This window comes from Bordetella tumulicola (genome assembly GCF_054779135.1).
Genome location: NZ_BAAGYU010000010.1, coordinates 979,383 through 1,004,867, shown reverse-complemented (window position 1 = coordinate 1,004,867; position 25,485 = coordinate 979,383). Strand labels below are relative to the sequence as shown.

The 25,485-nt window shown below is 62.0% G+C and carries 27 protein-coding genes; 12 read left to right on the top strand and 15 right to left on the bottom strand.

The window, feature by feature from the left end; all coding sequences use genetic code 11:
• Positions 1-4 precede the first annotated feature (4 nt).
• Positions 5-910, bottom strand: a complete 906-nt coding sequence (locus ACYVDM_RS22015; RefSeq protein ID WP_415793373.1) for an AraC family transcriptional regulator — start codon at positions 908-910, stop codon at positions 5-7.
• A 190-nt stretch (positions 911-1,100) separates the two neighbouring features.
• Between ACYVDM_RS22015 and ACYVDM_RS22010 the strand changes: the two genes are divergently transcribed.
• The 3 genes from ACYVDM_RS22010 to ACYVDM_RS22000 all read left to right on the top strand — a co-directional run bounded on the left by ACYVDM_RS22010 (position 1,101) and on the right by ACYVDM_RS22000 (position 3,271).
• Entirely contained in the window at positions 1,101-2,174 is a 1,074-nt protein-coding gene (locus ACYVDM_RS22010; protein ID WP_415793374.1) for an aldo/keto reductase, read from the top strand.
• A 177-nt stretch (positions 2,175-2,351) separates the two neighbouring features.
• On the top strand, positions 2,352-2,882 hold the full coding sequence (locus tag ACYVDM_RS22005; protein ID WP_415793375.1) for a nuclear transport factor 2 family protein: 531 nt from the start codon (positions 2,352-2,354) through the stop codon (positions 2,880-2,882).
• A complete protein-coding gene (locus ACYVDM_RS22000; RefSeq protein WP_415793376.1) occupies positions 2,879-3,271 on the top strand; it encodes an Atu4866 domain-containing protein in 393 nt (130 codons plus the stop codon). Before ACYVDM_RS22005 ends, ACYVDM_RS22000 begins: the two co-directional genes overlap by 4 nt.
• A gap of 146 nt (positions 3,272-3,417) precedes the next feature.
• On the opposite strand, the gene ACYVDM_RS21995 is transcribed toward ACYVDM_RS22000, so the two are convergent.
• The 3 genes from ACYVDM_RS21995 to ffh all read right to left on the bottom strand — a co-directional run bounded on the left by ACYVDM_RS21995 (position 3,418) and on the right by ffh (position 6,499).
• Positions 3,418-4,104, bottom strand: a complete 687-nt coding sequence (locus tag ACYVDM_RS21995; RefSeq protein WP_415793377.1) for a type 1 glutamine amidotransferase domain-containing protein — start codon at positions 4,102-4,104, stop codon at positions 3,418-3,420.
• Between the two features lie 101 nt (positions 4,105-4,205).
• A complete protein-coding gene (locus ACYVDM_RS21990; protein WP_415793378.1) occupies positions 4,206-4,811 on the bottom strand; it encodes a TetR/AcrR family transcriptional regulator in 606 nt (201 codons plus the stop codon).
• A gap of 278 nt (positions 4,812-5,089) precedes the next feature.
• The gene (gene ffh / locus ACYVDM_RS21985) at positions 5,090-6,499 is read right to left on the bottom strand and encodes a signal recognition particle protein (RefSeq protein ID WP_415793379.1); all 1,410 of its coding nucleotides are present in this window, start codon (positions 6,497-6,499) and stop codon (positions 5,090-5,092) included.
• 108 nt (positions 6,500-6,607) lie between these two features.
• Here ffh and ACYVDM_RS21980 point away from each other — a divergent pair, with 108 nt between their 5' ends.
• The 5 genes from ACYVDM_RS21980 (at position 6,608) to ACYVDM_RS21960 (ending at position 9,545) form a co-directional block, all read left to right on the top strand.
• On the top strand, positions 6,608-7,450 hold the full coding sequence (locus ACYVDM_RS21980) for a cytochrome C assembly family protein (RefSeq protein WP_415793380.1): 843 nt from the start codon (positions 6,608-6,610) through the stop codon (positions 7,448-7,450).
• A gap of 1 nt (position 7,451) precedes the next feature.
• On the top strand, positions 7,452-7,721 hold the full coding sequence (locus tag ACYVDM_RS21975; protein ID WP_415793381.1) for a PP0621 family protein: 270 nt from the start codon (positions 7,452-7,454) through the stop codon (positions 7,719-7,721).
• 80 nt (positions 7,722-7,801) lie between these two features.
• A complete protein-coding gene (gene ampD, locus ACYVDM_RS21970; RefSeq protein ID WP_415793382.1) occupies positions 7,802-8,383 on the top strand; it encodes a 1,6-anhydro-N-acetylmuramyl-L-alanine amidase AmpD in 582 nt (193 codons plus the stop codon).
• A 9-nt stretch (positions 8,384-8,392) separates the two neighbouring features.
• On the top strand, positions 8,393-9,013 hold the full coding sequence (locus tag ACYVDM_RS21965) for a glutathione S-transferase family protein (RefSeq protein WP_415793383.1): 621 nt from the start codon (positions 8,393-8,395) through the stop codon (positions 9,011-9,013).
• A gap of 178 nt (positions 9,014-9,191) precedes the next feature.
• Positions 9,192-9,545: a DUF1428 domain-containing protein gene (locus ACYVDM_RS21960; RefSeq protein WP_415793402.1), complete on the top strand. Its 354-nt coding sequence runs from the start codon at positions 9,192-9,194 to the stop codon at positions 9,543-9,545.
• Positions 9,546-9,657: 112 nt separating this feature from the next.
• On the opposite strand, the gene ACYVDM_RS21955 is transcribed toward ACYVDM_RS21960, so the two are convergent.
• Positions 9,658-10,149, bottom strand: coding sequence for a MarR family winged helix-turn-helix transcriptional regulator (locus ACYVDM_RS21955; RefSeq protein WP_460475469.1), 492 nt, complete (start codon positions 10,147-10,149; stop codon positions 9,658-9,660).
• 218 nt (positions 10,150-10,367) lie between these two features.
• On the opposite strand from ACYVDM_RS21955, the gene ACYVDM_RS21950 reads away from it, so the two are divergent.
• From ACYVDM_RS21950 to ACYVDM_RS21940, 3 genes are all read left to right on the top strand, one after another.
• Positions 10,368-11,621, top strand: a complete 1,254-nt coding sequence (locus ACYVDM_RS21950) for a flavin-dependent oxidoreductase (protein ID WP_415793403.1) — start codon at positions 10,368-10,370, stop codon at positions 11,619-11,621.
• 8 nt (positions 11,622-11,629) lie between these two features.
• Positions 11,630-12,109 (top strand): DUF3237 domain-containing protein, encoded by a 480-nt coding sequence (locus ACYVDM_RS21945; RefSeq protein ID WP_415793385.1) that lies wholly within the window; start codon positions 11,630-11,632, stop codon positions 12,107-12,109.
• Between the two features lie 174 nt (positions 12,110-12,283).
• Complete coding sequence (locus tag ACYVDM_RS21940; RefSeq protein WP_415793386.1) at positions 12,284-13,249, top strand: Bug family tripartite tricarboxylate transporter substrate binding protein; 966 nt, start codon at positions 12,284-12,286, stop codon at positions 13,247-13,249.
• Positions 13,250-13,270: 21 nt separating this feature from the next.
• On the opposite strand, the gene ACYVDM_RS21935 is transcribed toward ACYVDM_RS21940, so the two are convergent.
• Positions 13,271-14,584, bottom strand: a complete 1,314-nt coding sequence (locus tag ACYVDM_RS21935; RefSeq protein ID WP_415793387.1) for an MFS transporter — start codon at positions 14,582-14,584, stop codon at positions 13,271-13,273.
• 160 nt (positions 14,585-14,744) lie between these two features.
• Here ACYVDM_RS21935 and ACYVDM_RS21930 point away from each other — a divergent pair, with 160 nt between their 5' ends.
• Positions 14,745-15,467, top strand: coding sequence for an ArsR/SmtB family transcription factor (locus ACYVDM_RS21930; RefSeq protein WP_415793388.1), 723 nt, complete (start codon positions 14,745-14,747; stop codon positions 15,465-15,467).
• Between the two features lie 73 nt (positions 15,468-15,540).
• Here the strand turns inward: ACYVDM_RS21930 and ACYVDM_RS21925 are convergent, their stop codons facing one another.
• The 9 genes from ACYVDM_RS21925 to ACYVDM_RS21885 all read right to left on the bottom strand — a co-directional run bounded on the left by ACYVDM_RS21925 (position 15,541) and on the right by ACYVDM_RS21885 (position 25,449).
• A complete protein-coding gene (locus tag ACYVDM_RS21925) occupies positions 15,541-16,503 on the bottom strand; it encodes a tripartite tricarboxylate transporter substrate binding protein (RefSeq protein WP_415793389.1) in 963 nt (320 codons plus the stop codon).
• A gap of 116 nt (positions 16,504-16,619) precedes the next feature.
• The gene (locus tag ACYVDM_RS21920; RefSeq protein WP_415793390.1) at positions 16,620-18,041 is read right to left on the bottom strand and encodes an FAD-binding oxidoreductase; all 1,422 of its coding nucleotides are present in this window, start codon (positions 18,039-18,041) and stop codon (positions 16,620-16,622) included.
• A complete protein-coding gene (locus ACYVDM_RS21915) occupies positions 18,041-19,000 on the bottom strand; it encodes a 2-hydroxyacid dehydrogenase (RefSeq protein WP_415793391.1) in 960 nt (319 codons plus the stop codon). The genes ACYVDM_RS21920 and ACYVDM_RS21915 overlap by 1 nt, the downstream gene beginning before the upstream one ends.
• Positions 18,997-19,674: an RraA family protein gene (locus ACYVDM_RS21910; RefSeq protein WP_415793392.1), complete on the bottom strand. Its 678-nt coding sequence runs from the start codon at positions 19,672-19,674 to the stop codon at positions 18,997-18,999. Before ACYVDM_RS21910 ends, ACYVDM_RS21915 begins: the two co-directional genes overlap by 4 nt.
• Before the next feature lie 38 nt (positions 19,675-19,712).
• Positions 19,713-20,690 carry a Bug family tripartite tricarboxylate transporter substrate binding protein gene (locus tag ACYVDM_RS21905; protein ID WP_415793393.1) on the bottom strand — a complete coding sequence of 326 codons (978 nt, stop codon included), beginning with the start codon at positions 20,688-20,690 and terminating at the stop codon, positions 19,713-19,715.
• A 28-nt stretch (positions 20,691-20,718) separates the two neighbouring features.
• Positions 20,719-21,810, bottom strand: a complete 1,092-nt coding sequence (locus tag ACYVDM_RS21900) for an Ldh family oxidoreductase (protein ID WP_415793394.1) — start codon at positions 21,808-21,810, stop codon at positions 20,719-20,721.
• Positions 21,811-21,845: 35 nt separating this feature from the next.
• Complete coding sequence (locus tag ACYVDM_RS21895; protein WP_415793395.1) at positions 21,846-22,811, bottom strand: Bug family tripartite tricarboxylate transporter substrate binding protein; 966 nt, start codon at positions 22,809-22,811, stop codon at positions 21,846-21,848.
• Positions 22,812-22,945: 134 nt separating this feature from the next.
• Positions 22,946-23,968: an NAD-dependent epimerase/dehydratase family protein gene (locus tag ACYVDM_RS21890; RefSeq protein WP_415793396.1), complete on the bottom strand. Its 1,023-nt coding sequence runs from the start codon at positions 23,966-23,968 to the stop codon at positions 22,946-22,948.
• A gap of 2 nt (positions 23,969-23,970) precedes the next feature.
• On the bottom strand, positions 23,971-25,449 hold the full coding sequence (locus ACYVDM_RS21885) for an aldehyde dehydrogenase (RefSeq protein ID WP_415793397.1): 1,479 nt from the start codon (positions 25,447-25,449) through the stop codon (positions 23,971-23,973).
• Positions 25,450-25,485: the final 36 nt, after the last annotated feature.

Below are 25,485 nucleotides of genomic sequence, written 5' to 3'. Positions count from 1 at the left end.
GCGCCTACGGCGCAGCGTGGGGACTTTCTATTTGCTGTCTCGTCTGGCTGGCGTGCCTGGCCGGAGGCATGCCGAATATCCGACCATAGTCGCGGCTGAACTGAGATGGGCTTTCATAGCCGACCTGAAAGCCCGCACTGGCCGCGTCCATCGCATCGCTCACCATCAGCCGACGCGCTTCCTGCATTCGCAACTGCGTACGGAACTCGATGGGGCTCATGGTCGTGACCGCCTTGAAGTGAAGGTGAAACGTCGAGCGGCTCATTCCTGCGACCTCGGCCGCGTCTTCAATGCGGCACGGGCCACGAAACTGCCCCCTGATCCAGACGATCGCGCGGGCGATCTGGTTCAGACGGCTGTCTCTCTGGGCCATGTGCCGGATGACGCCACTACCGGCGCCGGTCAAGAGGCGATAGAGAATTTCGCGCAGCGTGAGCGGCGCGAGCGCATCGATGTCATGCGGAGTATCGAGCAATCCAACCAGGCGAATCGCCGCATCGAGCAAGGGCGGGGTAGTCTTGTTCAGCGTCAATCCAGCGGGGATGGCGACCGCGTCCTTCTCCGATGCCGGGTAGCGGATCGCAATATCCGAGAGCTCCGCCGAATCCAGATCAAGCTGCAGGCATAGGTAGGGATGACTCGCGCTTGCCTTGATCACCGCCCCCATCACCGGTAGCTCAACGGAGGCGACCAGGAAATGCGCCGGGTCGTAGCGATAGGTCGTCGTGCCGAGGGCGGCCCGCTTGGTGCCCTGGGCAACCAAGCAGAGCGTCGGCGCGTAGATCACCGGCATCGGCAGGGTCGGGGAAGAGGCGCGAATCAACTTCACCCCCGGAATCGGGGTCTCGTGCGTGCCATCGACGGGCGCATGCCGGCCGATGAGATCGACGAGCGTATCGAGTGTGTTCATGGCGGCCATGTTACGCGGGCAATAAAAAAACCAAAAGACAAAAACACCCGGCGTAGGACGATCGTGCAAGCAAATCGGACAAGCAGGCTACCCGCATCAGCAGGGGTTGAACGAAGATTCTGTCAATCAACCACACGACGCGATTCTGCAAATCACCACACGACGCAGATGCGCGACAGGATTGCGACCCATGACGACATCAAACTCTCTCGACCAGTACCGTTTGCTCGGACGCTCCGGCCTTCGCGTCTCACCCTTGGCACTCGGCACCATGACCTTCGGCGCCGATTGGGGTTGGGGTACCGACGACGCCGAGGCAAAGCGCATTTTCGATGCGTACGTCGATCGCGGCGGTAATTTCATCGACACCGCCGTCAACTACACCAACGGTAGCGCTGAACGAATCCTGGGTGGCCTCATCAAGGACAAGCGAGAGCGCATCGTGCTTTCCACCAAATTCACGATGGCGCGCGAACAGGGCAATCCGAACTCAGGCGGCAATCACCGCTTGAACCTCGTGCGTTCCGTCGAGACCAGTCTGCGCCAACTGGATACGGATCGGATCGACCTCCTCCATGTCCATGCGTGGGACTTCACCACGACCCCCGAAGAGGTAATGCGGGCGCTCGACGATCTGGTGCGGGCAGGAAAAATCCTGTACGTCGCGATCTGCAATACGCCGGCCTGGCGTGTCGCACAAATGCAGACGATCGCCGACCTGCGCGGCTGGTCGCCGTTCGTCGCACTGCAGATCGAGTACAGCCTGGTCGAGCGGTCCGTCGAACATGAACTGATTCCGATGGCGCAGGCGCTGGGTCTAGGCGTGTTGCCCTGGTCTCCACTCGGCGGCGGCATCCTCACCGGCAAGTACAGCCGTGCCGATCTTTCCGACGAGAATGCCGCCGACGTCTCGCCCACGCGCAAGGGCATCATCGCATCCACTGGGCACCTGAACGAACACGCGCTGACGATCGCCGACGTGGTGGGCGACATTGCCGGGGAACTCGGTGTCTCGCGCTCGCAGGTGGCGCTAGCCTGGACGCTGCGCAATCCGGCCGTCGTCTCGCCGATCGTGGGCGCACGCACGCTCGCGCAGGCCGAGGACAACTTCGGCGCCTTGGCCGTGGCCTTCACTCAAGCGCAACTCGACCGCCTCGACCAAGCCAGCGCACCGGACCCGATCTTTCCCGAACGGTTCATGGGCCGTCCCATGGCACAGCAACTGATGTTTGGCGGCGCAACCGTCATCGACCGCAAGCCATGACGGCAAACCGCGAGCGACGTTTGATGGTCGACATGTCGGTTAGCGAGCCTCTGCACTAAGGGTGCGTCACGAGACTGTTCAAGCACACATCGCCACCCAACGCGCGTCCCAGGAAGCACTCGACGCGATCACCTCCCAGTCCAACCACTGACCAATGAAAGGATCGAATACATGCCATTGCTGACCTCTCTCCGATTCCGCGCAGGCCTCGTCGCCCTCGGCGTCGTTGCCAGCTTCGCCTTGCTACCGCAGTCGACGTACGCCTCTCAAGCCACGAGCGCCGAGTCCCGCAACAAGCAGATCGTCACCGAAGCCTTCGATCGCTGGGAAAGCGGCGGGACCGGCTTCTTCGACGAGCTCCTCGCGCCCGATGTCGTCTGGACAATCAAAGGGTCCGGCCCCAGCGCGGGCACCTTTCAGGGACGCGACGTCTTCGTCGATCAAGCCGTGCGTCCATTCGTGTCTCGCCTTTCGACCCCGATACGCCCAGTAGACAAGCGCGTCTGGGCGGACGGCGACCATGTCATTGTCAACTGGGATGGCGAAGGCATGGCGCGCGATGGCGTCCCCTATCGCAACAGCTACGCATGGATACTGCGCATGCGCGACGGAAACGCAGTGGAAGTCATCGCGTTCCTCGACCTTACGCCCTATGACGATGTGCTGCGGCGCGTCCCCGCGCCCACGACCAACGGAGAACACCCGTGAATATCATTACGTGGATCTCGGTCGGCATAGTTGCCGTTCTGGCAGCGTCCGTAGCGGCTCAGCCAACGGTCGGCAACGAGGCGACACGCCCGCCGGCCAACGCATCCACGGCCACCCATCAAAAGGACAACGAAAAGGACAACGCTATGCAGCAACACACCTATGTCGGCATGTGGGTCACGGCGGATGCATACATTCGCCATGAGCTTTTGCCCAATGGCCGCTACGACGAAGCGCGAGGCAATCGTGAAAGTGATTATCAGGGTCGCTACGAGATCCGTGGCAACCAAATCAATTACTGGGACGATACCGGGTTTACCGCCGATGGCACCTTCGTCAGTCAAGACGAACTGCATCACGGCGGCATGGTGCTCTTTCGACAAAAGTAACGGCATTCACCAAAAACGTCCGTAACGATATGGGTCACCACGGTCTCGACTTACGCCTTTGTCAATGACGTGCAGCCACGGCGACCCACAGATAACGATCGCCTGGTTATCGTTCACCGCTTCGCAGACGAAAACCACATAGGCGGTTATGCCGATGCCTTGAGTACGTCGACCAGGCGCTGGGCGGCAGCGGTCGACGAGCCCGGGTTTTGGCCGGTGATCAACAGGCCGTCCTGCACAACATACGAACCCCAGTCTGGACCGCTCGAGTAAATGCCGCCCTTGGCCTTCAATTCGTCCTCCACCAGGAAAGGGACGATCTCGGTCAGACCGACGGCAGCCTCCTCGGTATTGGCGAAACCCGTCACCTTCCTGCCCTCTACCAGCGGGCGTCCCTCGGCATTCTTCACGTGACGCAGCACGCCCGGCGCGTGGCAAACCAATGCGATGGGCTTGTTGGCGGCGATGAAACGCTCAAGCAGATCGGACGAGTCCTTGCTGTCAGCGAGATCCCAAAGCGGGCCATGGCCGCCCGGATAGAAAACAGTATCGAAGTCATCCGCAGAAACGTCGGCCAGTTGCACGGTGTTCGTCAGTGCCTTGTTCGCCTCGACGTCCGCTTCGAAGCGGCGGGTCGCGTCGGTCTGGAAACCGGGCTCGTTACTTTTGGGATCGAGTGGCGGCTGGCCGCCCTTCGGCGACGCGAGCACGATCTCGTAGCCGGCCTCCTTGAACACGTAATAGGGAGCGGCGAGTTCCTCGAGCCAAAAGCCGGTCTTGCGGCCCGTGCTCCCGAGTTGATCGTGCGAAGTCAGAACCATCAGAACTTTCATGTTGTTGCTCCAGATTGAAAGGAAACAATTAGACCGGTCGTCTTTTATGACAATATAAAAAAAGCACTTCTACAGAAGTGCAGCTACATCTTCCCTTCCGGTCAGCTGGAAAGACGCAACATTTGGCGAGTGGCCGTCATGGCCGTCTCAAAAGGTTGTGGGTTGCGAACGATTTTCACCATCACGCTCGCGCCCAGCCAGAGTTGATAAAGGCTTTGAGCGGCATCCTGTGGCGTACCCTCTACGGACAGCGAACCTTCCTTCACGCCGGCCTGGATTGCGCCCGCCAAACGGTCGATGATGCCGGTGGTCCCGCGCTGAAGCGCGAGGCGCATGGCCTCGGACAGGTCGGCCACCTCCGCGCCCAGCTTCACCGCCAAGCACTTGCCTTGGCATTCATAGAACAGTTGGTTGTCCTGCCAGTACGTCCAGTAGTTCATCAGCCGCTGCGCCATGGTCAGACCCGCTGCCCCCAAGGTGGCGTCGAGTTCGGCAAGATACGCTTCGAAGTAATTTTCGAGAAGGGCTTCGCCGAAGGCGTCCTTCGAGCCGAAGTAGTGATAAAACGAACCCTTCGGAACGCCCGCGGCGGTCAGAATCTCGTTGATGCCCACGGCAGAGAAACCCTTGCCGGCCATGATGCGTTGGCCGTTAGCAAGGATGCTCTGGCGAACGTCGTTCGTTTCAATGGTGCGCAAAGTATCCATGAGGTGAATATACCACCCATTAGACCGGTCGTCTATTAGTATGGCTCGATTATTTCCTTGGTCTTCTCCAGCCGTCCCAGCGTGGCGATGTTCTTGTCGGCCGCTCGCGCCTCGGCGCAACCGCGCACCTCCATCCCCGCGCTACCGTACCGGCACACGCATCACTGGAGGCCGCGCGGGGTTTTTTTGCCGCCGGGCCGCCCCAAGGCAAAAAAGCGCCCCCTTGGGGGGCAGCAAGCCGAAGGCGCCGCGTGGGGGCTTTTTTTGCCTGTAGCCCTTTAACGCATCCCGCCAAAGCGTCCCATGCCCTTCATGCCGCCCATGGAGCGCATCATCTTGGCCATGCCACCTTTTTTCATTTGCTTCATCATGCCCTGCATCTGCTCAAATTGGGCCAGCAGACGATTGACCTCTTGCACAGGCACGCCCGAGCCGGCTGCGATACGGCGCTTGCGCGACGCCTTGATCAATTCGGGTTTCGCGCGCTCGGCCGCCGTCATCGAATTCAAAATGCCTTCGGTACGGCGCAGCTGCTTTTCAGCCTGCCCCCCCTGCAATTGGCCAGCCGCCTGTTGGAACTGCGAGGGCAGCTTTTCCAGCAAGGAACCCATATCGCCCAGCTTTTTCACCTGGCCCAATTGCTCGCGGAAATCGTTCAAATCGAACTTGGTGCCCGATTTGAGCTTGGTCGCCAGCTTTTGCGCCTCGGCGATGTCGATGTTCTTTTGGGCCTGCTCGACCAGCGACACAATGTCGCCCATGCCCAGCACGCGTTGCGCCATCCGGTCTGGATAAAATGGCTCCAGGCCATCGAGCTTTTCTGACACCCCGACGAATTTCAGGGGCTTGCCCGTCACGTGACGCACCGACAGCGCCGCGCCACCGCGCGCGTCCCCGTCCAGCTTGGTCAGGACCACACCGGTCAGTGGCAGCGCATCTGCAAAGGCCTTGGCCGTATTCACGGCATCCTGCCCCTGCATGGCATCCACCACGAACAGCGTCTCGATCGGCTTGACCAGGTCATACAACGCGCGGATCTCGTGCATCATGGCTTCGTCGATACCCAGGCGACCCGCGGTATCCAGAATCAGCACATCGTAATGATGGCGACGCGCGTGGTCGACGGCGTTACGCGCAATGTCTTCGGGTTTTTGGCTGGGATCCGACGGCAGGAAATCAATCCCCGCCTGGGCGGCCACGGCCTTGAGCTGATCGATAGCAGCTGGGCGGTAAACGTCGGCACTGACCGTCAGGACCTTTTTCTTGCCGGTATTGCGGCCATTCTGGACGTGGTTGCCCTCGGCCAACCAACGACCGAGCTTACCGGTGGTGGTCGTCTTACCGGCCCCCTGCAGGCCAGCCATCAGGATAATGGCCGGCGGCTGCACCGCCAGCGACAGGTCGCCCGCACCGGCACCCAGATCACCGCCCATCAGCGACGTCAGCTCTTTGCTGACCACGCCAACGAGGGCTTGGCCCGGGCTGAGGCTGCCCACGACTTCCTCGCCCAGGGCTTTTTCTTTCACGCGCGCGACAAAATCGCGCACGACAGGCAAGGCCACGTCGGCCTCGAGCAAGGCCATGCGTACTTCGCGCAGCATTTCCTGCGTGTTAGCCTCGGTCAGGCGGGCTTCGCCGCGCAGCGTCTTGACGACGCGCGACAAACGTTGTGTCAGGTTATCGAGCATGAGATGCGTTTCCGCTTACACTAGTTGATTGAACGGTGGCCCGGGCAGACAGGTTTTACCCCTGTCGGCGACTAGCGCCTAAGCGGCCCCATCCAGACAACGGTTTTTATGTCATTAGGCATTGTATTTCACGCAGCGGCTGCCCTGGCCTATGCCGTGCTCGCGGGGGGCCTCTGGTGGCGCCTCCAGGGCGCAGGCAGCGTCGAAAAAGCGGGCAAACTCGCCCGGGTGGCCCTCCTGGGCGCCCTGGTATTGCACGGCATCGGTCTCTATCAGGCCATGCTGGGCAACTCACACCTGTTTCTTGGCTGGGCCATCGCCATGTCGGCCGCCGTCTGGCTGGGCATGGTGATCTTCTGGCTCGAAAGCCTGCTTGTACGCATCGACGGCCTGCAATTGCTGCTCGTGCCGGCCGCTACCGCGGTCTGCGTGCTGGCAGCGCTGTTCCCCCAGGGGCAAGTCGTACCCCATACCGATTACGGCTCGCTGCGCGTGCACCTGCTGATCGCGCTGGCGGCCTATGCGCTGATCACCGTAGCCGCCCTGCATGCCCTGCTGATGGCCCTGCTCGACCGCCACCTGCACCGCCCGCTCGAGGCGCCCGCCGAGCGCAGCATCATCGGCCGCGTCCTCGATGCGCAGCCGCCGTTGCTCGTCCAGGAAAACCTCCTGTTCCGGGTCATCTGGATCGGCTTTGCCGTGCTGACGGCGGCGGTCATCAGCGGCTCGATGGCCTCCCTGTCCCTGACAGGCAACATCCTGCCGTTTGATCACAAAACCGTTTTCACGCTGCTGTCGTGGTTGACCTTTGGCGTCTTGCTGCTCGGCCGCCACATCCGCGGCTGGCGCGGTCGCGTCGCATTGCGCTGGACGTTGACCGGATTTGCGTTTCTAATCCTCGCCTACACGGGCAGCCGGTTTGTGCTGGAAGTCATTCTTCATCGGAGTTGATGTGGGCAAGGTCTTAATTTGGGTCGTCGTCATCCTGGCGGTCATGGTCATCATGCGGATTGTGTCCGCGCGCAACAGCGCCAGGCGCCAGGCTTCCCAGACGCCCCCTGCGCCGGCCGCGCCGGCCGCGCGCAAACCCGGCGACAAACAACCCGCCGAATCCATGGTGCGCTGCGCCCACTGCGGGATTCACCTGCCACGCTCCGAGGCCTTGCTCCTGGAGGGCAACACCTGGTGCGGCCACGAGCACGCCAAACTGGGCAAACGCTAGCCCCCCAAGCCGATCCCGGTTGATCGATCAAGCAAGGCAGGCATAATGGGGTTTACGCATCCCGTTAACGAGTCCTGACTATGTTTCTACAGCTTGACCGACACGGGTGGCTGAGGCCCACACCCGCCGTGCGCCTGCTGCCCTCGCCCAACTGCGACACCCGCCCAGCGGGCACCACGGTTTCATTACTGGTCGTCCACAACATCAGCCTGCCGCCGAACCAATTCGGCGGCCCGCACGTGGCCAGGCTTTTCCAAAACCGCCTGGACTACACGGCTCATCCCTGGTTCGAACGACTGCGCGGCCTGCGCGTATCCGCGCATTTTTTCATCCGGCGTGACGGCAGCCTCGTGCAATTCGTCCCGACCTGCAAGCGCGCCTGGCACGCCGGCGCCTCGCGCTTTGGCAAGCGCGAGCGCTGCAATGATTTTTCGCTAGGCGTCGAACTGGAAGGCACCGACACCTTGCCCTACACCGACGCCCAGTACACCACGCTCGCCAAACTCAGCCGCGTACTGCGCGCCCGCTACCCGCTGCGAGCCGTCTGGGGCCACGAACACATTGCGCCGGGCCGTAAAACCGATCCCGGCCCCGCCTTCAACTGGTCCCGCTTTGGCCGCAAAACAGGCTTCATGCGGCGCCACCTCGCTCCGCAATCCTAAGGAATCACCATGATCAAAATCTGGGGCCGCTCAAGCTCGGTCAACGTACAAAAAGTCTTGTGGGCGGTGCGCGAGCTCGCGCTGCCCCACACCACCGAACAAGTCGGCGGCGCATTTGGCGGTCTGGACACGCCCGAGTACGGCGCCATGAACCCCAACCGCAAGGTCCCCGTCATTGACGACGGCGGCCTGATTCTGTGGGAATCCAACGCCATCGTGCGCTACCTGGCCGCTCGCTACAGCGAAGGCGCCCTCTGGCCCACAGACGTCGCCCAACGCGCCCTGGCCGACCAGTGGATGGACTGGACCGCCACCGAATGGCAACTCGCCATCGTGCCCGCGTTTCGGGGGCTGATCCGCACCCCCGAAGACCAGCGCGACCTGGCCGCCATCGAAGCCTCGACACGTCAAGGCAACGCCCTGGCCCTGATCCTCGAAAACGCCCTGCAAAAACACGAATACATCGCAGGTAGCCAATTCTCCATGGCCGACATTGTGCTGGGCTGCGTCGCCCACCGCTGGCTCTCCATGCCCATCGAACGGCCCGCCACGCCGACGATGTCCGCCTGGTATCGACGCCTGATGATGCGCCCCGCCACACAAGGCGTGCTCGTCCTGCCCTTGTCGTAACGCGTTGAACGTCGGGACTGGCCGTTAGGCCAGCCCCGACAGGCAGTCCCGTGCACGCCGTAACCGGGACTTTCTTTGACACGAGGTAGTCGTTATATTGATATCCAGTTTCGTCAGATCTGAGCCTCACCCAATATGGCAGGCGGCTCGCCCTGCTTAATCAAGGAGACCGATGATGATGAAGTACGTAGAAGGTTTCGTGGCCGCGGTACCGGCCGCCAACAAAGAGGCCTACATTAAGCACGCCGCGGCCGCCGCCCCCATCTTCAAAGAATTCGGCGCGACTCGTGTGGTCGAATGCTGGGGCGACGACATCCCCGACGGCAAGGTCACCGACTTCCGCGGCGCGGTCAAGGCCAAGGACGACGAAGTCGTCGTGTTCTCGTGGTTCGAATATCCCTCGAAAGAAGTCCGCGACGCCGCCAACGAAAAAATGATGACGGATCCCCGCATGCAGAACATGGGTGAATCCATGCCATTCGACGGCAAGCGCATGATCTTCGGCGGCTTTGTTCCCGTGCTGGACGCTTGAGCCGAAAACAGTCAATCCCGGCCGCGTATGCCATGGGGCGCCAGCCTGGCGACACGAGCTCATGCAAAGGCGTAGCAGTATCGCGCTTGGCCTGCGCGGTACGGAAATTGACCTATCCCAGCCGTCCCAACAGCCCGATCAACTGTTCGCGCTCCACGTCACTTAGCTGCGCGCTAATACGCTGATCGTGCGCGCGTACCGCGCGCGTGATGCTCGTGTGCGCCCGTCGCCCCGCCGATGTCAGCGTCAACGCATAGGCCCGTTTATCCCCCGCCGCATCGCGACGCGTGACATAGCCCATCGCCTGCAACTGATCGACCAACTGCACCGCCCCCGACCGCGCGATCCCCAAAATACGCGCCACGTCCGTCAGCTTCAGATCGGCATTCGACGCAATTAGCGTCAGCGCCGAAAACCGCTGGGGCGTAATGTCCCACGGCGCCAGTGCCGCCAGAAAATCCTCGTAAATCAGAATTTGTGCTCGGCGAATGGCATAGCCCACCAGCGAATCCAGGGCGCCGTACGACACCCCGGCAACATGAGGCTCGAAATGTTCACCGCGCGCAGCAGGCCGGCGGGGTCGTGACGCAGAAGCTGAAACCATGGCAATCCGTACGATCAAAAGGAACTACACACTACTCCAGACCGACTAGCCACGCTACCCATATGCCACATCGCGCGGCTGGCCCAAGCCTGATCCCGTCCCTAACGCACCCAAACGCATTCGGGGTTAGCCCCAGTGTGGCCGATTCGCCTATTTTGTTATGGTACATAACAATATAAAATCCAGAAAAACCCACCACAATCAGGAGACAAATGGCTATGCATATCGTGATCGCCGGCGGCGGGATCGGCGGACTGACGCTGGCCCTCATGCTGCATCAGCGGGGCATCTCGTGCCGCGTCTACGAAAGCAGTCAGGAACTGCGCCCCCTGGGGGTCGGCATCAACCTGCTGCCTCATGCGGTCAACGAGCTCGAGCCACTGGGCCTGCTGGACACCCTGGCCGAACACGCCATCCCGACGTCAGCCCTGCACTACTACAACAAGCTCGGCCAACCCATCTGGCGCGAGCCGCGTGGCCTGCAGGCAGGTTATGCCTTGCCTCAATTTTCGATTCATCGGGGCGAGTTTCAAATGCTGCTGGCCGCCGCCGTGCGCGCGCGACTCGGTGATGACGCCATCGTGACAGGCATGGTGCTCGAGTCCGCCGATCATGACGCCCAACACGCGCGCGCGCATTTTCGCAGCCGCGCCGACGGGTCGCTTCATACCGTCGAGGGCGACGCCGTCATCGGTGCCGATGGCATTCACTCGGCATTGCGCCGCCAGTTTTATCCCACTGGTGACGAACCCCGTTTCTCGGGCCGTATGCTGTGGCGCGCCGTCACCGAAGCGCCGCCCTATCTCGACGGCCGCACCATGTTCATGGCGGGCCACCAAGACCAGAAATTCGTCTGCTATCCGATCTCGGCTGCCTTGCATCGCGAGGGTCGATCACTGATCAACTGGATCGCTGAACTCGCCATTCCCGCCGCCACCCTGCCCGCCACCGATTGGAATCGCCGCGTCGACAAATCGATCTTTGCCGACCGCTTTGCCGACTGGCGCTGGGACTGGATCGATATCCCGTCCATCATCGACGGCGCCCAGGCCATCTACGAATTTCCGCTCGTCGATCGGGATCCCTTGCCACGCTGGACCAAGGGTCGCCTGACCCTGCTGGGCGACGCCGCACACCCGATGTACCCCATCGGCTCGAACGGCTCGGCACAAGCCATCCTGGACGCGCGCTGCCTGGCAGACAGCCTGGCACAGGCCCGCCAAGGCAAACTGCGCGTCCTGGAAACCGCCCTGCTCGAATACGAAGCCGAACGCCTACCGCGCACCGCCGGGATCGTACTGCGCAACCGCCTCAATGGCCCCGAACAAGTCATGCAAATGGCCGAAGAGCGCGCACCGCAAGGTTTCAACCACATCGCCGACATCATTCCCGAAGACGAATTGCAAACCATCTCACTGCGCTACAAGCAATTGGCCGGCTTCGATCCCGCCGCCCTGCGCCGTCAATCCTGAGAAAAGAAATGACCACGCCCTCGACATCCCCGACGCCCCCGCCACTCGAGCACATCGCCACCCTGCACGTACAGGTCGGCCCGCCCCAAGAGGTCGGCGACACCCCGCAGGGCCGTCGCCGTGTCATTCCGATCACGGGCGGCATCGTCGCGGGCCCCGTGCTCAACGGCATCATCCTGCCCGGCGGCGCCGATTTTCAATCGATACGTACGGCGACATATACAGACATCCACGCGCGCTACGTCATCGAAACCGCCGAAGGCCACCGTGTCTATGTCGAAAACACCGGCATCCGTACCGGCAGTGCCGAGGACATCGCCAAGCTCGCGCGTGGCGAACGCGTCGACCCGTCGCGCATTTACTTTCGCAGCTACCCGCGATTTGAAACCGCCGCCCCCGAGCTCGCCTGGTTGCACGACCAGATTTTCATCGGCACCGGCGCACGTTTTCCGGATCACGTCGAACTCTGCTTTTACCGAGTCTGCTGAACGGTTGTTTGATCACCCAACACACAACCACGTGGACCATACCGACGACACCGACTCGCGCTCACTCACTCGCCGCATTCATTCACGCTTGACCCCACGACACCACGCACGCCCTCACATATCGCTATCGGCAACGCACCCATAGCCCCTATCGCCAAATCAAGGAGACAACCCATGCAATTCCCCCTGCGTCGACTGATCCTCACCGCGCTGCTGTGCCTGCCCGCCGCCGTCTTTGCCCAATATCCTGACGCCCCCATTCGCCTGAACGTCGGCTTCCCGCCGGGCACCGGGCCGGACATCGTCGCTCGCACCCTTTCCCAGCAACTCGGCGAGCGCCTGAAACAAAGCGTCGTTGTGGAAAACCGCGCCGGCGCTGGCGGCCAAATCGCCGCCCAAGCCGTCGCGCGCAGTCCCGCCGACGGCTACACCCTGCTGTTGGGTGAAGTTGGCTCCATCAGCATCTCGCCCGCCACCTATAACAACCTGAACTACAACCCCGCCAAAGACTTCGCCCCGATCTCCGAAGTCGTCCGCGCTGATTTTGTGCTGGTCGTCCCCGCCACCTCCCCCTACAAAGATCTGGCAGACTTTGTCAACGCCGGCAAAGACACCAAAGACCGCGTGAACTTTGGCACTTTTGGCGCGGGCACTCCCGGTCACTTTGGCGCCGAACTCTTTGCCCGCGAAGTCGGCATGCAGATCGAACCCGTCCACTACCGCTCCACCGGCGACGCGGTCTCGGCGCTGATCTCGGGCGGTGTCCAGGCGGCCTTTGTCACCACCGCGCTCGCGGCCCCCCAAGTCAAGGGCGGCAAAATGCGCGCCCTCGCCATCACCGGCGCCCAGCCCTCAGCCACCTTGCCCGGCGTGCCCACCTTTGGCCAAGCCGGCTATGGCAAAGTCGACTTCGGGGCCTGGTTCGCCCTGTTTGCGCCGGCCGGCACCCCCGACGCCATCCTGGATCGCCTGCAGACCGAAAGCGCCGCCGCGCTGCGCACTCCCGAGGCAACACGCACGCTGGGCGATGCGGGGTTCACCATCGTCGGGTCCACGCGCCAGGACCTGCAACGCCTGCTGCAGACCGAGGCCGAACGCTGGACCGCCGTCGTCAAAGCCACCGGCTTCAAGGCGAATTGATAACAGGTCGGACGCAACGCATCACAGCCGCTTTGCGTCCACCGAACCACGACGCCGGCCAGCCAAATACACAGCTGCCGCCATCACCTGAATCACCAGCGCCGTCGCAAACAGCAAACGGGAATCCGGCCCGATCGTCATCGGTCCATCCACCGCCGACGAATGCTGCAGCAAGCCAAACACGGCCGGCCCAAACGCATAAGTCCCCTGGCTCATTGCCACAATCAACGCGACCACGCGTGGCACATCCCGCGTCGCAAAATCCGTCTGCGCAATCAACGGTGGCAACGACGTCGCGTTACCGATCCCTGCCCCCACCAGCGCAACGCCCAACACAATAGGCCAAACTCCATCAGGCGACGCGAACAGCAGTACCGCGGACCCCACGGCCTGCATGCCATAGCTGGCCGCGGCAATCACGCGTCGATCCCCGACATACGTGATCGCTCGCGCGGCCACCGCCCGGCCGACAATCGCGCACGCCGTGCCGCCGCCCATCAACAACCCGGCGTTCTGCGCACCCAGCGTAGGCACCAACAGTTTGAACAAATGCGCCAGCAAACCAATCTGCGCAAACAAGCCGATTGCCATTCCGATGGCCAAGGTCAAAAACGCGCGATCGCGCCATAGCGCCTTACCGGGTAATGCCGCAGGCCTGGCCGCATCTGTCTTGCCCGCCGATGCGGCGGGCGTGACGTTCACCACCGCCCCCGCATAGCCATCGACCGATTGCCCCTGCCGCTCGGGCGTCTGAGAAAAAACCGTCACGCTCAGCCCCGCGACCACGACCACCATGACGACCCCGACCAACGCCGCCGCTCCCGGAAACCCCAGTCCCTGAATCAACGCCACCCACAACGGCGCAAAAACCGCCCCGCCGATACTGGCGCCGTTATAGGCCTTGCCCAGCGCGACAGGCCGACCGGCGGCGTACCATCGCGAAACCAGTGCAGTGACGGCAACAGCACCCATCATCACCCACCCCGCACCGCCCACCAGCGCCACCACAAAGAGCTGCCAAGGTTGCCACACCACCGCCCATCCCAACACCCCTATCGCCGTACACACTGCGCCCAGGGCGATGCTCGGCGCGAGTCCCATCCACGCGTGTAAACGCGGCAAGTTTGCCACCACGATCGCGCCAAACAGAAAATGCACCGTCACCGCCACCGAGACCATCTCCAGCGACCACCCCGTGCGCGTAATCACCTGCGCCAGATAAATCGCGGGCCCGTAGAACCCTACCCCCCAGCCAAACATGGCCAGCACAAAGGCGGCCCTGACCACCCATACGCCGAAAAAACCAGATTGCGGCAACACCGATGCGGTAGACATAGCGGAAAATTCCAGAATTCAGTCCGCACACTTTGCCACGCGCCGACCACGCGATGCTACGGTCCAGGCCGTAGCATCGCTGGCTGAAAAGTTGCTAAGCTTGCCTGAAATCCCACCGCCATTTCACCGAAATGCCCTGGGCCTCACCACAGGAGCGACCATGGTTAGCACCGCAGCACTGGCTGAAACCGCCGCACTCATCGGCGACCTGGCGCGCGCCAACATGCTCGCCGCCCTGATGGATGGACGCGCACTGACCGCCACTGAGCTCGCACACGTCGCGGGGATCTCCCCGCAAACCGCCAGCGGGCACTTGTCAAAGCTGAGCGGGGCCGGTCTATTGACCCGAGAAAAGCAAGGGCGCCATCAGTATCATCGACTCGCCACGCCCGCCGTGGCAAGCATGCTGGAACACCTCATGTCGGTGTCGATCGAACGTGAACAAGGCACGGCAAAGCGCGGCCCCACCGTCGTCACCGGCCCCCGCGACAAGGCCCTGCGTTACGCGCGCACCTGCTATGACCACCTGGCGGGCGAGATCGCCGTCGCCATCACCGACCGCATGATCGATACGGGGCACATCGAGATGACCTCGGAGGCCGGTGCGCTCACACCCAAAGGCGCATCGCTGCTCCATGAACTCGGGATCAACATCGACCTCGCGACGACGCATCCCACACATCGAAAATCCGGCCGCATTTTCTGCCGCCCCTGTCTGGACTGGAGCGAACGACGCCACCATATCGCAGGCACACTCGGCGCCGCCCTGCTGCAACATTACCTACAACAGGGTTGGGTCCGGCGACTCGATAGCACACGCGCTGTCGCGGTCACCCCCTCCGGGCGCAGCGCGTTAAAGCAGCTCTTCGGGGTGTCACTGTAAAGGCCCTGTTAACGTCATTCCCTACTTAAGACAAAGGGGATTTTCACAGGGCCTGCACCTTGCCCCCGCCGATTTATTCCACCCAGGGAGTGTTTGCCCAGATTTCACGCAGGCGCACATCATCACCCTTTAGACGCTCTTGCCATTGAGGTCCATCGAGATAATCCATTTCGGTGAACTGTTGCTTCATTTTGGCCTGAAATTCAGGATTGGCAGCGACCTTGCCCAAGGCCTGGCGCAGTTTCTCCGATACCTCGTCAGGCAAACCTTTGGGCGCCACGATACCGCGCTCGGACGCGAAGACCAGATCGACACCCAATTCCTTGAACGTCGGCACGTCCGGCCCTAACGGCGACCGCTTTTCACTCGCCTGCGCCAGCACACGCATATTCTTTCCGTGATAGGGCATGACTTCACCGAGGTTCAAACCCCCAATCACCGTATGCCCACCCAACACCGCCGTGCGCAGCGGCCCCGCGCCGTTATACGGCACGTGATTCAACTTTGTGCCCGTCAAACTCTGGAATAGCACCAACGCCAAATGGTCGTCCGTGCCCACACCGGTGGAGCCATAGCTGATCGTGCCTGGTTTGGCACGAGCATCGGCAATCAACGCCTCCAACGATTGATACGGGCTGTTGCTCGCCACGCTGAATGCACTCGGATCGCGCACCAGATTCGCCAAATAGGTGAAATCCGTCGTCGCAAATCCCGCATCGCGTTCAATAGGCAATGACACGAGCCCCGGCATATTCGTCATTGCCAACGTATAGCCATCGGGCTTGGCGCGCGCCACATACGACAGCGCAATGGCGCTCGATGCACCCGGCTTATTCTGTACCACGACCGTCGTCCCCAGTTCCTTTTCCAGAAACACGGCCAACGAACGGGCGGTGATATCCGTACCTCCACCCGGTGCAAAACCCACAATCAACTCGATAGGTTGATCGGGCCATGCCCAGGCCGGCATGGTGGCGCACAGTGCCGCCACGGAAAGCGCGGCACGCGCAAAGCGCTTGCGAAAACCAAACATCATTTTGTCTCCTCAGATCAATAAAAATGAAGGTCCGTAGAAGATATACACACCAAATCTACGCACCGAATACAGGCACCAGAACAGACACCGGATACACGCCACTTTCGCATCGCGGCCTACGGACAATCGCCTTTCGATTCCATAGGCAGCACCTTGCCCGGATTCATCACACCCCGCGGATCGAGCGCCGTTTTGATCCGCCGCATCAGCGCCAACTCCACGTCGCTCTTGTAGCGTTCCAGATCCTCGACACGGTGTTGGCCGATGCCCTGTTCCGCGCTGATCGAACCCCCCGCCGCGTGCACGCGGTCATGGACCAGGCGTTGAATATCCGCCTTGGACGCACCACGCGGCGGCAACAGGTTGTAGTGCAGATTGCCATCACCCAAATGCCCAAACACGCGCATACGAACACCGGGAAACGCCGTCGCCAACGCCCGATCCGTCTCTCGTACAAAGTCAGGGATCTTCGACGCCGGCAATGAAATATCGTGTTTGACGCAAACGTCGGCCTGCGCGAGCGCCAACGTAATGCTCTCGCGCAAATGCCAGAACGCCGCACTCTGCGACTCGGACACCGAGACAACTACATCCGACACCTCGCCGGCCTCCAATGCCCCCGACAACACGACCTCGAGCCGATCTTGCGCGTGCTGTTCGCCCTCGTTATCGGAGACTTCCAACAGCACGCACCACATGTCGTCGTCAATCTCGGTAAACGGCAATCGCTGCTGCGCAAAGGCACGCGTCACATCGCGCAAACAGGGCGTGGCCATCACCTCAAACGCCGTGAGCTCCGCGCCAAAACCCGCGCGGGCACGTTGCAATAGCAGCAGGGCTTGCGACAACCCCGGCGTCGCGATCAGCGCGGTACGTTGCGCGCGCGGCAACGGAAAGAGCTTCAAAACGGCGGCGGTAATGACGCCCAGCGTGCCTTCACTGCCGATATACAAATCACGCAGGTCATAGCCGGTATTGTCCTTGCGCAGGCCACGCAGCCCGTCCCAGATTTCGCCCTCGGGCGTGACCACCTCCAGCCCCAACGCCAACTCTCGTGCGTTGCCATAGCGCAGGACCTGCGTCCCCCCGGCATTGGTCGCCAGGTTCCCGCCGATCGTGCAACTGCCCTCTGCCCCCAGCGACAGGGGAAACAACCTGCCGGCCTCTCGTGCCGCCTCTTGCACGGTCTGCAAGACGCAACCCGCCTCGACCGTCACCGTGTCGTTATCCGGATCAATGGCACGGACTCGATTCAACCGCAGCAACGACAGCACCACAGCCGAAGCACTGGCATCCGGCGTGGCCGCGGCCACCTGACCCGTATTGCCTCCCTGCGGCACCACGGGCGCACCGGCCGCCGCGCACAGGCGCACCACCTGAGCCACCTCATCACGATTCGCGGGCCGCACCACCGCCACCGCACGCCCCGTCACGGTCTTTCGCCAGTCGGTCAGATACGGCACAGCATCATCGCCGGTCAGCACATGCTCCGGCCCGACACAGGCCCTCAGATCGGCCAACAATCTCGCCTGCGCCATTACGACGACTCCCGCAATGCGATAGGCGTCAAGAGTTTGCCGGACTGCATGAACGCGATCACGTTATCCAGCACCAGCTCGGACATCGCCTCGCGCGTCTCGCGAGTCGCACTGCCCACATGCGGCATCAACGACACCTGATCCAACGCCGCAAACTCCGTTGCCGGCGCAGGCTCTTGCTCCAGTACATCCAGCCCCGCCCCGCCGAGCTCGCCCGAACGCAACGCACTTAACAGCGCCGCCTGATCGACCACGCTGCCGCGTGCGATGTTAATCAGAATCCCTCGCGGCCCCAGCGCACGAAGCACTGGCGCATTCACCAGATGTCGCGTGGCCGCACCGCCCACGCAAGCCACCACCAGAAAATCCGACCACCCCGCCAGCGCCACCAACGACGCCTCGTAGCCATAGGGGACGCCCTGCCGAGGCGTACGGCTGTGATAGCGAACCGCCATATCGAAACCCGTCCCGCGTCGGGCGATGGCTTCCCCAATACGGCCCAGCCCCAGGATGCCCAGTCGCTTGCCCGACACCTTGGTCGTCAATGGAAATTGCCCCAGCGCCCGCCACTGCCCCGTTTTGACATAGCGATCGCCCTCGGCTGTACGCCGCGCGGTCGACAGCAACAACGCCCAGGCCAAATCGGCCACACAATCATCGAGCACACCCGGGGTCGTGCTCACGGCGACGCCGCGATCCGCCGCGGCCGCCAGATCCAGGGTATCGTGGCCAACACCCCAGCTGCAGACCGCTTGCAACGCGGGCATGGCCTCAAACATCGCTTGCGTAAAACCATGTCGCACCGACGTCACCGCCACCCGCACACTTTTCAGCTCATCACCAAACCCCGCCAGTCCCCGCGGGGACTGCCAGGTTTGCAGGACGCGATAGCGTGCCGCCAGCCGCTCATCGAAGCCCTGGCCTAACGATGCCACCTGCACCACATCGTAAAGCGTCACCCACGGCCTCCGGTGCTGGCAGGAATATAGTTCGCCGCGGCGGCCGCCTCGGCAAAACTCATACCGTCACGGATTCCCTGCTCGACACGGCCATCGACCTCCAGGGCCTGCTGCGCAGCCACCAGGACCTCTTCCAGACGCCCGCGTGGCACCACGATCAGGCCGGTATCATCGCCAACCACCAGATCCCCCTCGGCGACGGCAACACCGCCTATCGTGACGGCCTCGCCCATGGACTGCAATCGCAGCCGCGTCTTGCCCGTCAGCGGCGTCACATGACGGCTGGCCAGCCAGAGTCCCGTCTCCTGGATCTCATCGACATCCCGGCATGCCCCATCGATCACGACGGCGGTCGCGTCCCGTTTCGAGGCCGCCATCGACGCGATACCGCCGAACGTCGAAATGCATGCGCCCCCGGCATCGACCATCAGCACGCGCCCTGGCCCTGTCGCCGCTACCAGCCGACCCACCGCAAAATCCGACTTTTCAAAATCGCCCAACTCGCCCCAGACATGGCGCGCCGTCACCGCAAAGCCGACGACACGTCCCTGCCCCGCCCGACGTGTGATTCCCTGCGTCACGCCGACGATTCCCAGCGTGTCCATGGCATCCGCCCACGTACTGGTTCCGATCTCGGCGCAGCGCGCCAACAATTCCTGATCCGATTGACTCATGATGTCTATTTCCTGTCGAAAATGATCAATGCCGCGCGTTAATCGACTTGCGCGCCCGACAGCTTCACGCCCTCGGCCCAGCGTGCCGCTTCGGCATTGATAAAGTCCTGGAATTCCTTGGGCGAACTATTGTTCACGTCGCCCCCCATGGCTTGCAGCTTCTTGGTCATCTCGGGCGTGCCGACGATCTTGGACACGTCCTGATAGATTTTCTCGCGCTGATCCGCCGGCATCGAGGCAGGCGCAAACAGCCCAAACCACGTCGCCGCCTCAAAGCCCTTCATCCCACTCTCGTCCATGGTCGGCACATCCTTGATCGCATCGACACGACGCGAATGCGCCAGGGCGACCGCGTTAAGCTTGCCCGCCTGAATATGCGGCAACGCAGCCGACAGCGTCACAAAGGCCATCTGCACCTGACCGCCGAGCAGATCGGTCAACATCGGCGCGTCACCCTTGTAGGGCACATGAATCAGATTCAGGCCCGTCTTCGACTTGAAAATCTCGCCCGTCAAATGCTGCGGCGTGCCATTGCCCGTGGATGCCATCGTCATCCCGTCGGGCGCCTTCTTGCCATACGCAATCAGTTCGTCCAGCGTCTTGACCTTCAACGAAGGCGTGGTGACTAACACCAGGGGGATCGTCGCGGTCAGCGTGATCGGCGCAAAATCTTTCAGCGGATCGTAGTTGAGCTTCTTGTACAGGCTGGCGCTGATCGTGTGGGCGGCCGTCGTCATATACAGCGTATAACCATCACCCGGCGCACGCGCCACCGCCTCGGCGGCCACTGTCGTGCCGGCACCCGGACGATTGTTGACCACAACGGGCTGCCCCCATGTGTCCGGCAGTTTCTCCGCAATCATGCGGGCGATCACATCCGTCGCGCCCCCTGCCGGATACGGCACGACCAGCGTGACGGGCTTATCCGGATAGCCGGCCGCCAGCCCCGCACTCGTTCCCAGGGCCATACTCAGGCCCACCATCAATCCGACAAACCGCTTGTGCATCTTCATCATCTGTCTCCTGGCTAAGTTGTTTTCGTGACTACTGAAGGACGTACGCCGCGCCGCAACGACTGCAGATCTCGCGGATGTGGGCATCCAGCGTCTGAGGAATCGGAATGCCCTCGCGTAGACGCTGTTCGTGGGTGACCGCCTCCGGGTCGCCGGCCACCAGCACCGGCTCATCAGGGTTGGCAGCCGTCGTGGCATGCAGCGCGTCGATGGCCGCATCCAGATCGTTTTCAAACGCGTCCTCATCACGAAACGCGTCCGGATCAATCGCCATAAAGAAATGGCCGATGTTGTCGGGATCGCCGGGCTTCTGCGTCCGATTGCGGATCGGCGAAAACGAGCCGCCCATCAACGTACCCGCCAGGATGTGCACCATCATGGCCAGGCCATAGCCCTTGTGGCTACCCAACTCCAACGCCCCGCCCAGCGGCGTCAATCCGCCATCGGGTCGCTTAAAGACATAGTCCATGCCGACATGCGGATCACGCACCGACTGCCCCTCGGCATCCACCACCCATCCCGACGGCATTGTCTTGTCGTTCAGGTGATAGACCTTGACCTTATTGGCCGCCACCGTCGTCGTCGACATATCCAGCACAAAAGGCCGATTACGCCCCGCCGGCGCCGCAAACGCCAACGGGTTCGTCCCCAATACGGGTTCCGCGGCGCGCGGCGGCACCAGCGATATCCCGCGCGTCGCCGTGGTCACCAACCCCACGACACCCCGCGAACTCGCCATCCGCGCATACAGACCCGCCGCGCCGAAATGATGCGAATTGCGCACGCCCACCACGCCGACACCATGCTCCAACGCCTTGTCGATCGCCAACTGCATCGCCATCGACGACACCGGGTGCCCCAAGCTCGCTCCCCCATCCAGTAACGCCGTACACCCGCGATCACGCACGACCGTCGGCCGCGCCTGCAGCGACAACATGCCCGCATTGCGCATGTCCTCATACATCATCAGCATCGACACGCCATGCGAATCCACGCCAAGCAAATCAGTCTCGACCATGATGTCTGCTGCCACCTCGGCCAGATCCTGCGCCATCCCCCAAGCATCCAGAATGCCCAGGATCTGACGCCGTACGCGTTGCGCATCCACATTGATTATGTTCATTCGCTCCATCCTCATGTTGTGGTTAGCAGGTCTGTTTATTTCTTTGTCTGACCCGCCGCAGTCAACAACTCACCCCACAAGTCCGTCTGTGCAACGACGTAATCCGTAAATGCCTGTGGTGTGCGTGGTGCCGCCTGCTGTCCCTGTCTGGCAAAGAACGCCGCCGCCTCATCGCTCTTTAAGGCCTGCACAAAGGCCTGATTCAATCGCTCGATCACGGGCGCAGGCGTGCCGGCCGGGGCAAACAATCCGCCCCAGGCCACAAACTCATAATCGGGCAGACCCGCCTCGGCAAACGTCGGCACATCAGGAAAGGACGCGACGCGTTCTTTGGGCGTCACGGCCAGGGCACGCAACTTTCCGGCCTCGACATACGGCCGCGTCACCGAGATATCCGTGATCATGAAATCCAGCCGTCCCGCCAATACATCCGTGATCGCCTGAGGCGTGCCCGCATACGGGACGTCCATAGCCTGAATGCCCGCCATACTCTTGAGCATCTGCGCGGCCGCCAAACTACCGGTATTGCCCGTGCCGTAATTCAATTTGCCGGGATTCGCCTTCGCGTACGCAAGAAACTCCTCGACATTCTTCGCCGGCAGATCTGGTCGAACCACCAGTACCAACGGATTCATCGTGAACTGCGTGATCGCCGCAAAATCGCGCGCCGGATCATAAGGCAGCTTTTTAAACAGATGAACGTTCGCGGATTGCGTCGAATTCGTGCCCACCAGCAACGTATAGCCATCGGCTTTCGCGCGGCTCACTTCCGAGGCCGCAATGCTGCCCTGCGCGCCGGCCTTGTTCTCTACGACGACACTTTGCCCCAACGTCTTGGCTACCCGCTCGCCCAAAAATCGGGCCATGGCATCCGTCGTGCTGCCCGCCGGGAACGGCACCACCAAATGCACGGGCCTGGCCGGATAGTCATCCGCGGCATTCACCGACGCCGCGATACCCAATGACAAACCACCCAACACCAACCACTGCGCGATTCTCATCCCTCTGTCTCCTCGTGTACGCCTCGGATCGCTTTGTTGCGACCTTGCTTTATTTCGCACGACCACTCTTGGATCGGCCTTTCCAGCGCAGCGTAGCGGACCTCATCGACGTAAGGCCCGCCACGCCTCATGACTTAATTTTTCTCTTGTGCTTCACGCCAGGCTAACAGCCGCGCCACGCCTTCGGCCATTTTGACCTTGGGCTGCCATCCAATATGCTGGCCCGCCAGATCATGCGGAATATGGAACGCGCCGCCCGAGGTTAGGCGCACGGTGCCGGGAGGATCGGGCTTGATCTCCGGTTGCAGATCGCTCTTGCAATAATCCAGCACCAGCCGCACCAACTCGCCCGTCGTGATTGGCTCGGGGCCTGACACATTCACCGCGACATCCGTCGCCGTACTCTGAAACGCCGCGACGTTGGCGCGTGCCACATCGGACACGTGAACAAAATGCTTGGTATCCGTGCCATCGCCCGGCAATACCGGACGCTCGCCCTTGCGCACGCGATCATAGGTTTCCATGATGTAGAGCGAATTCGCCGCGCGATAGTGCTGTCGTTCGCCATAGACCGTGGAATAGCGCAGCACCACATAGTTCTGTCCGAACTTCTGATAATACTGACGGCACAGTTGCTCGCCCATGATCTTGGACGCGCCGTACAAAATCGCCGCCGGAGGCGCCCCCACAGAATGGAACGGGCCCGTTTCTTCCAGCGCCCCCACGATGCCCGTTCCATAACCATAGACGGCGTTCGACGACGCGAAGACCACCTTTTTGACTTTATTCGCGCGGCAGGCCTCCAGCATATTCTGCGCGCCGCGCACGTTCACATCGACCGCCTGCCAAGGCGTTTGCGAAAAACCCAGCGTCATATAGGCCGCCAAATGCAGCACGCCATCCACGCCCTCGGTCGCCGCCAACAAATCCGGCAAGCGCATCAAATCCCCGCGCACCAACTTCACACGTGGATTGTCCTGAAGATGCGCAATCGCCTCCGGCGTCCCGAACGCAAAATTGTCGAGCAAGATCACTTCCTTGACGCCTGCCTCCAGCAGCGCGTCGGCCGTGTGCGACCCCACCAGGCTCGCCGCGCCCGCAATCAAAATACGAGAATCCGCCAGCGACAACGCGGCGCCTTTCTTTTCTGTCGTCATAGTTATCCCAGTCCCATCGGTTTTTCGTGCATGCCCCAATACAAGCTCTTGACCTGGCTATACAAGCGCAGACCATGCAGGCCCTTCTCGCGCCCGATGCCGCTGTCCTTGAATCCGCCAAACGGCGTCGCGATATGTGATTGCTTGTACGTATTGATCCAGACCGATCCGGCCTCAATCTCGCGCGCCACGCGCCATGCGCGTGCATAGTCGCCGGTCCACATTCCCGCCCCCAACCCAAAGGGCGTATCGTTGGCCTGCTGGATCACATCGGCCTCGTCCTCAAACGGCAACGCCACCAGCACGGGACCAAAGATTTCCTCCTGGCACACCCGCGCCTGATTGCCCAGACCATCGATCACGGTCGGCAAATAAAACCAGCCATTGGCCAGCTCGGCACGATCCGGCACCGCACCGCCCACCAACACGCGCCCACCCTCGGCGCGCCCGATATCGACATAGCCCGCCACCTTGTCGCGATGCGCGCGCGACACCAGCGGCCCCATCTGCGTCTGCGGATCATCCGGCAGGCCGACACGTACTTGCGCCGTGCGCGCCACCAACGTTTCCATAAATTGCTTGTAGACGGACTTCTGCACAAACAAGCGCGACCCCGCCACACAACTCTGCCCCGCGGACCCAAAAATGCCCGAGATCACGCCGGCCACGGCGCGATCCAGATCCGCATCCTCAAACACAATATGCGGCGACTTGCCACCCAGCTCCAACCCGACTGGGATCAGACGCCGGCCCGCAATCGCGCCGATCGCGCGGCCCGTCTCCGTCCCCCCCGTAAACGACACCATGCGCACACCGGGATGCTTGACCAACGCGGCCCCCACATCCTCGCCGTACCCGGGCAACGCCGTCACCAGACCCTCGGGCAAGCCCGCTTCACCACAAATCCGGACCAACTCCAACGCCAATTGCGGCGTTTCCTCAGAGGGCTTTATCAACACCGCATTGCCCGCCGCGAGCGCCGGCGCGACCTTCTGCGCCTCGTTCATGATCGGCGAATTCCAGGGCGTAATCGCCGCCACCACCCCAAAGGGCTCGGCCAGCGCCATCGAAAAATACTCGCCGCGCGGCGAGGTCATCTCGTTCTGCCACGTCTCGCACACCGCGGCGTAATAACGAAAATGCCCCGCCGCGCTATCCACCATGTTCAAGCACTCTTTCCAGGGCTTGCCACTGTCCAACATCTGCAAACGCGCCAACGGCTCGCGCTCGGCCGCCAAGCGCCGACCGATCTCATACAGCGTGATCGCACGCTGATCCGGCCGCAGCTTGCGCCAGGGCTTATGCAAAAAAGCGTCCCGCGCAATATCCACCGCAGCGTCGACATCCTGCGGCAAAGCGCGCGTCACGATGCCGGCAACACTGCCATCAGCGGGATTAATCGAGGTAATGACGGCGTCGCCGTCCTGACTGCGGCGCCATTGCGCGCCCAGCCGAAAAGGCTTGTGGCTTGATACATCCATAACGTCTTTGAATCCGAGAGTTCTTCGGTAACGTCA

What these genes read in the sequence shown, in the direction of transcription:
- ACYVDM_RS21910 (WP_415793392.1), bottom strand. Translation starts at nt 19,674, where the DNA reads ATGAGTCAATCGGATCAGGAATTGTTGGCGCGCTGCGCCGAGATCGGA.
- ACYVDM_RS21920 (WP_415793390.1), bottom strand. Translation starts at nt 18,041, where the DNA reads ATGGCGCAGGCGAGATTGTTGGCCGATCTGAGGGCCTGTGTCGGGCCG.
- ACYVDM_RS21960 (WP_415793402.1), top strand. Translation starts at nt 9,192, where the DNA reads ATGAAGTACGTAGAAGGTTTCGTGGCCGCGGTACCGGCCGCCAACAAA.
- ACYVDM_RS22010 (WP_415793374.1), top strand. Translation starts at nt 1,101, where the DNA reads ATGACGACATCAAACTCTCTCGACCAGTACCGTTTGCTCGGACGCTCC.
- ACYVDM_RS21945 (WP_415793385.1), top strand. Translation starts at nt 11,630, where the DNA reads ATGACCACGCCCTCGACATCCCCGACGCCCCCGCCACTCGAGCACATC.
- ACYVDM_RS21995 (WP_415793377.1), bottom strand. Translation starts at nt 4,104, where the DNA reads ATGAAAGTTCTGATGGTTCTGACTTCGCACGATCAACTCGGGAGCACG.
- ACYVDM_RS21905 (WP_415793393.1), bottom strand. Translation starts at nt 20,690, where the DNA reads ATGATGAAGATGCACAAGCGGTTTGTCGGATTGATGGTGGGCCTGAGT.
- ACYVDM_RS21895 (WP_415793395.1), bottom strand. Translation starts at nt 22,811, where the DNA reads ATGAGAATCGCGCAGTGGTTGGTGTTGGGTGGTTTGTCATTGGGTATC.
- ACYVDM_RS21935 (WP_415793387.1), bottom strand. Translation starts at nt 14,584, where the DNA reads ATGTCTACCGCATCGGTGTTGCCGCAATCTGGTTTTTTCGGCGTATGG.
- ACYVDM_RS21925 (WP_415793389.1), bottom strand. Translation starts at nt 16,503, where the DNA reads ATGATGTTTGGTTTTCGCAAGCGCTTTGCGCGTGCCGCGCTTTCCGTG.
- ffh (WP_415793379.1), bottom strand. Translation starts at nt 6,499, where the DNA reads ATGCTCGATAACCTGACACAACGTTTGTCGCGCGTCGTCAAGACGCTG.
- ACYVDM_RS22015 (WP_415793373.1), bottom strand. Translation starts at nt 910, where the DNA reads ATGAACACACTCGATACGCTCGTCGATCTCATCGGCCGGCATGCGCCC.
- ACYVDM_RS21930 (WP_415793388.1), top strand. Translation starts at nt 14,745, where the DNA reads ATGGTTAGCACCGCAGCACTGGCTGAAACCGCCGCACTCATCGGCGAC.
- ACYVDM_RS21955 (WP_460475469.1), bottom strand. Translation starts at nt 10,149, where the DNA reads ATGGTTTCAGCTTCTGCGTCACGACCCCGCCGGCCTGCTGCGCGCGGT.
- ACYVDM_RS21965 (WP_415793383.1), top strand. Translation starts at nt 8,393, where the DNA reads ATGATCAAAATCTGGGGCCGCTCAAGCTCGGTCAACGTACAAAAAGTC.
- ampD (WP_415793382.1), top strand. Translation starts at nt 7,802, where the DNA reads ATGTTTCTACAGCTTGACCGACACGGGTGGCTGAGGCCCACACCCGCC.
- ACYVDM_RS21940 (WP_415793386.1), top strand. Translation starts at nt 12,284, where the DNA reads ATGCAATTCCCCCTGCGTCGACTGATCCTCACCGCGCTGCTGTGCCTG.
- ACYVDM_RS21990 (WP_415793378.1), bottom strand. Translation starts at nt 4,811, where the DNA reads ATGGATACTTTGCGCACCATTGAAACGAACGACGTTCGCCAGAGCATC.
- ACYVDM_RS21890 (WP_415793396.1), bottom strand. Translation starts at nt 23,968, where the DNA reads ATGACGACAGAAAAGAAAGGCGCCGCGTTGTCGCTGGCGGATTCTCGT.
- ACYVDM_RS21885 (WP_415793397.1), bottom strand. Translation starts at nt 25,449, where the DNA reads ATGGATGTATCAAGCCACAAGCCTTTTCGGCTGGGCGCGCAATGGCGC.
- ACYVDM_RS21900 (WP_415793394.1), bottom strand. Translation starts at nt 21,810, where the DNA reads ATGAACATAATCAATGTGGATGCGCAACGCGTACGGCGTCAGATCCTG.
- ACYVDM_RS21980 (WP_415793380.1), top strand. Translation starts at nt 6,608, where the DNA reads ATGTCATTAGGCATTGTATTTCACGCAGCGGCTGCCCTGGCCTATGCC.
- ACYVDM_RS21950 (WP_415793403.1), top strand. Translation starts at nt 10,368, where the DNA reads ATGCATATCGTGATCGCCGGCGGCGGGATCGGCGGACTGACGCTGGCC.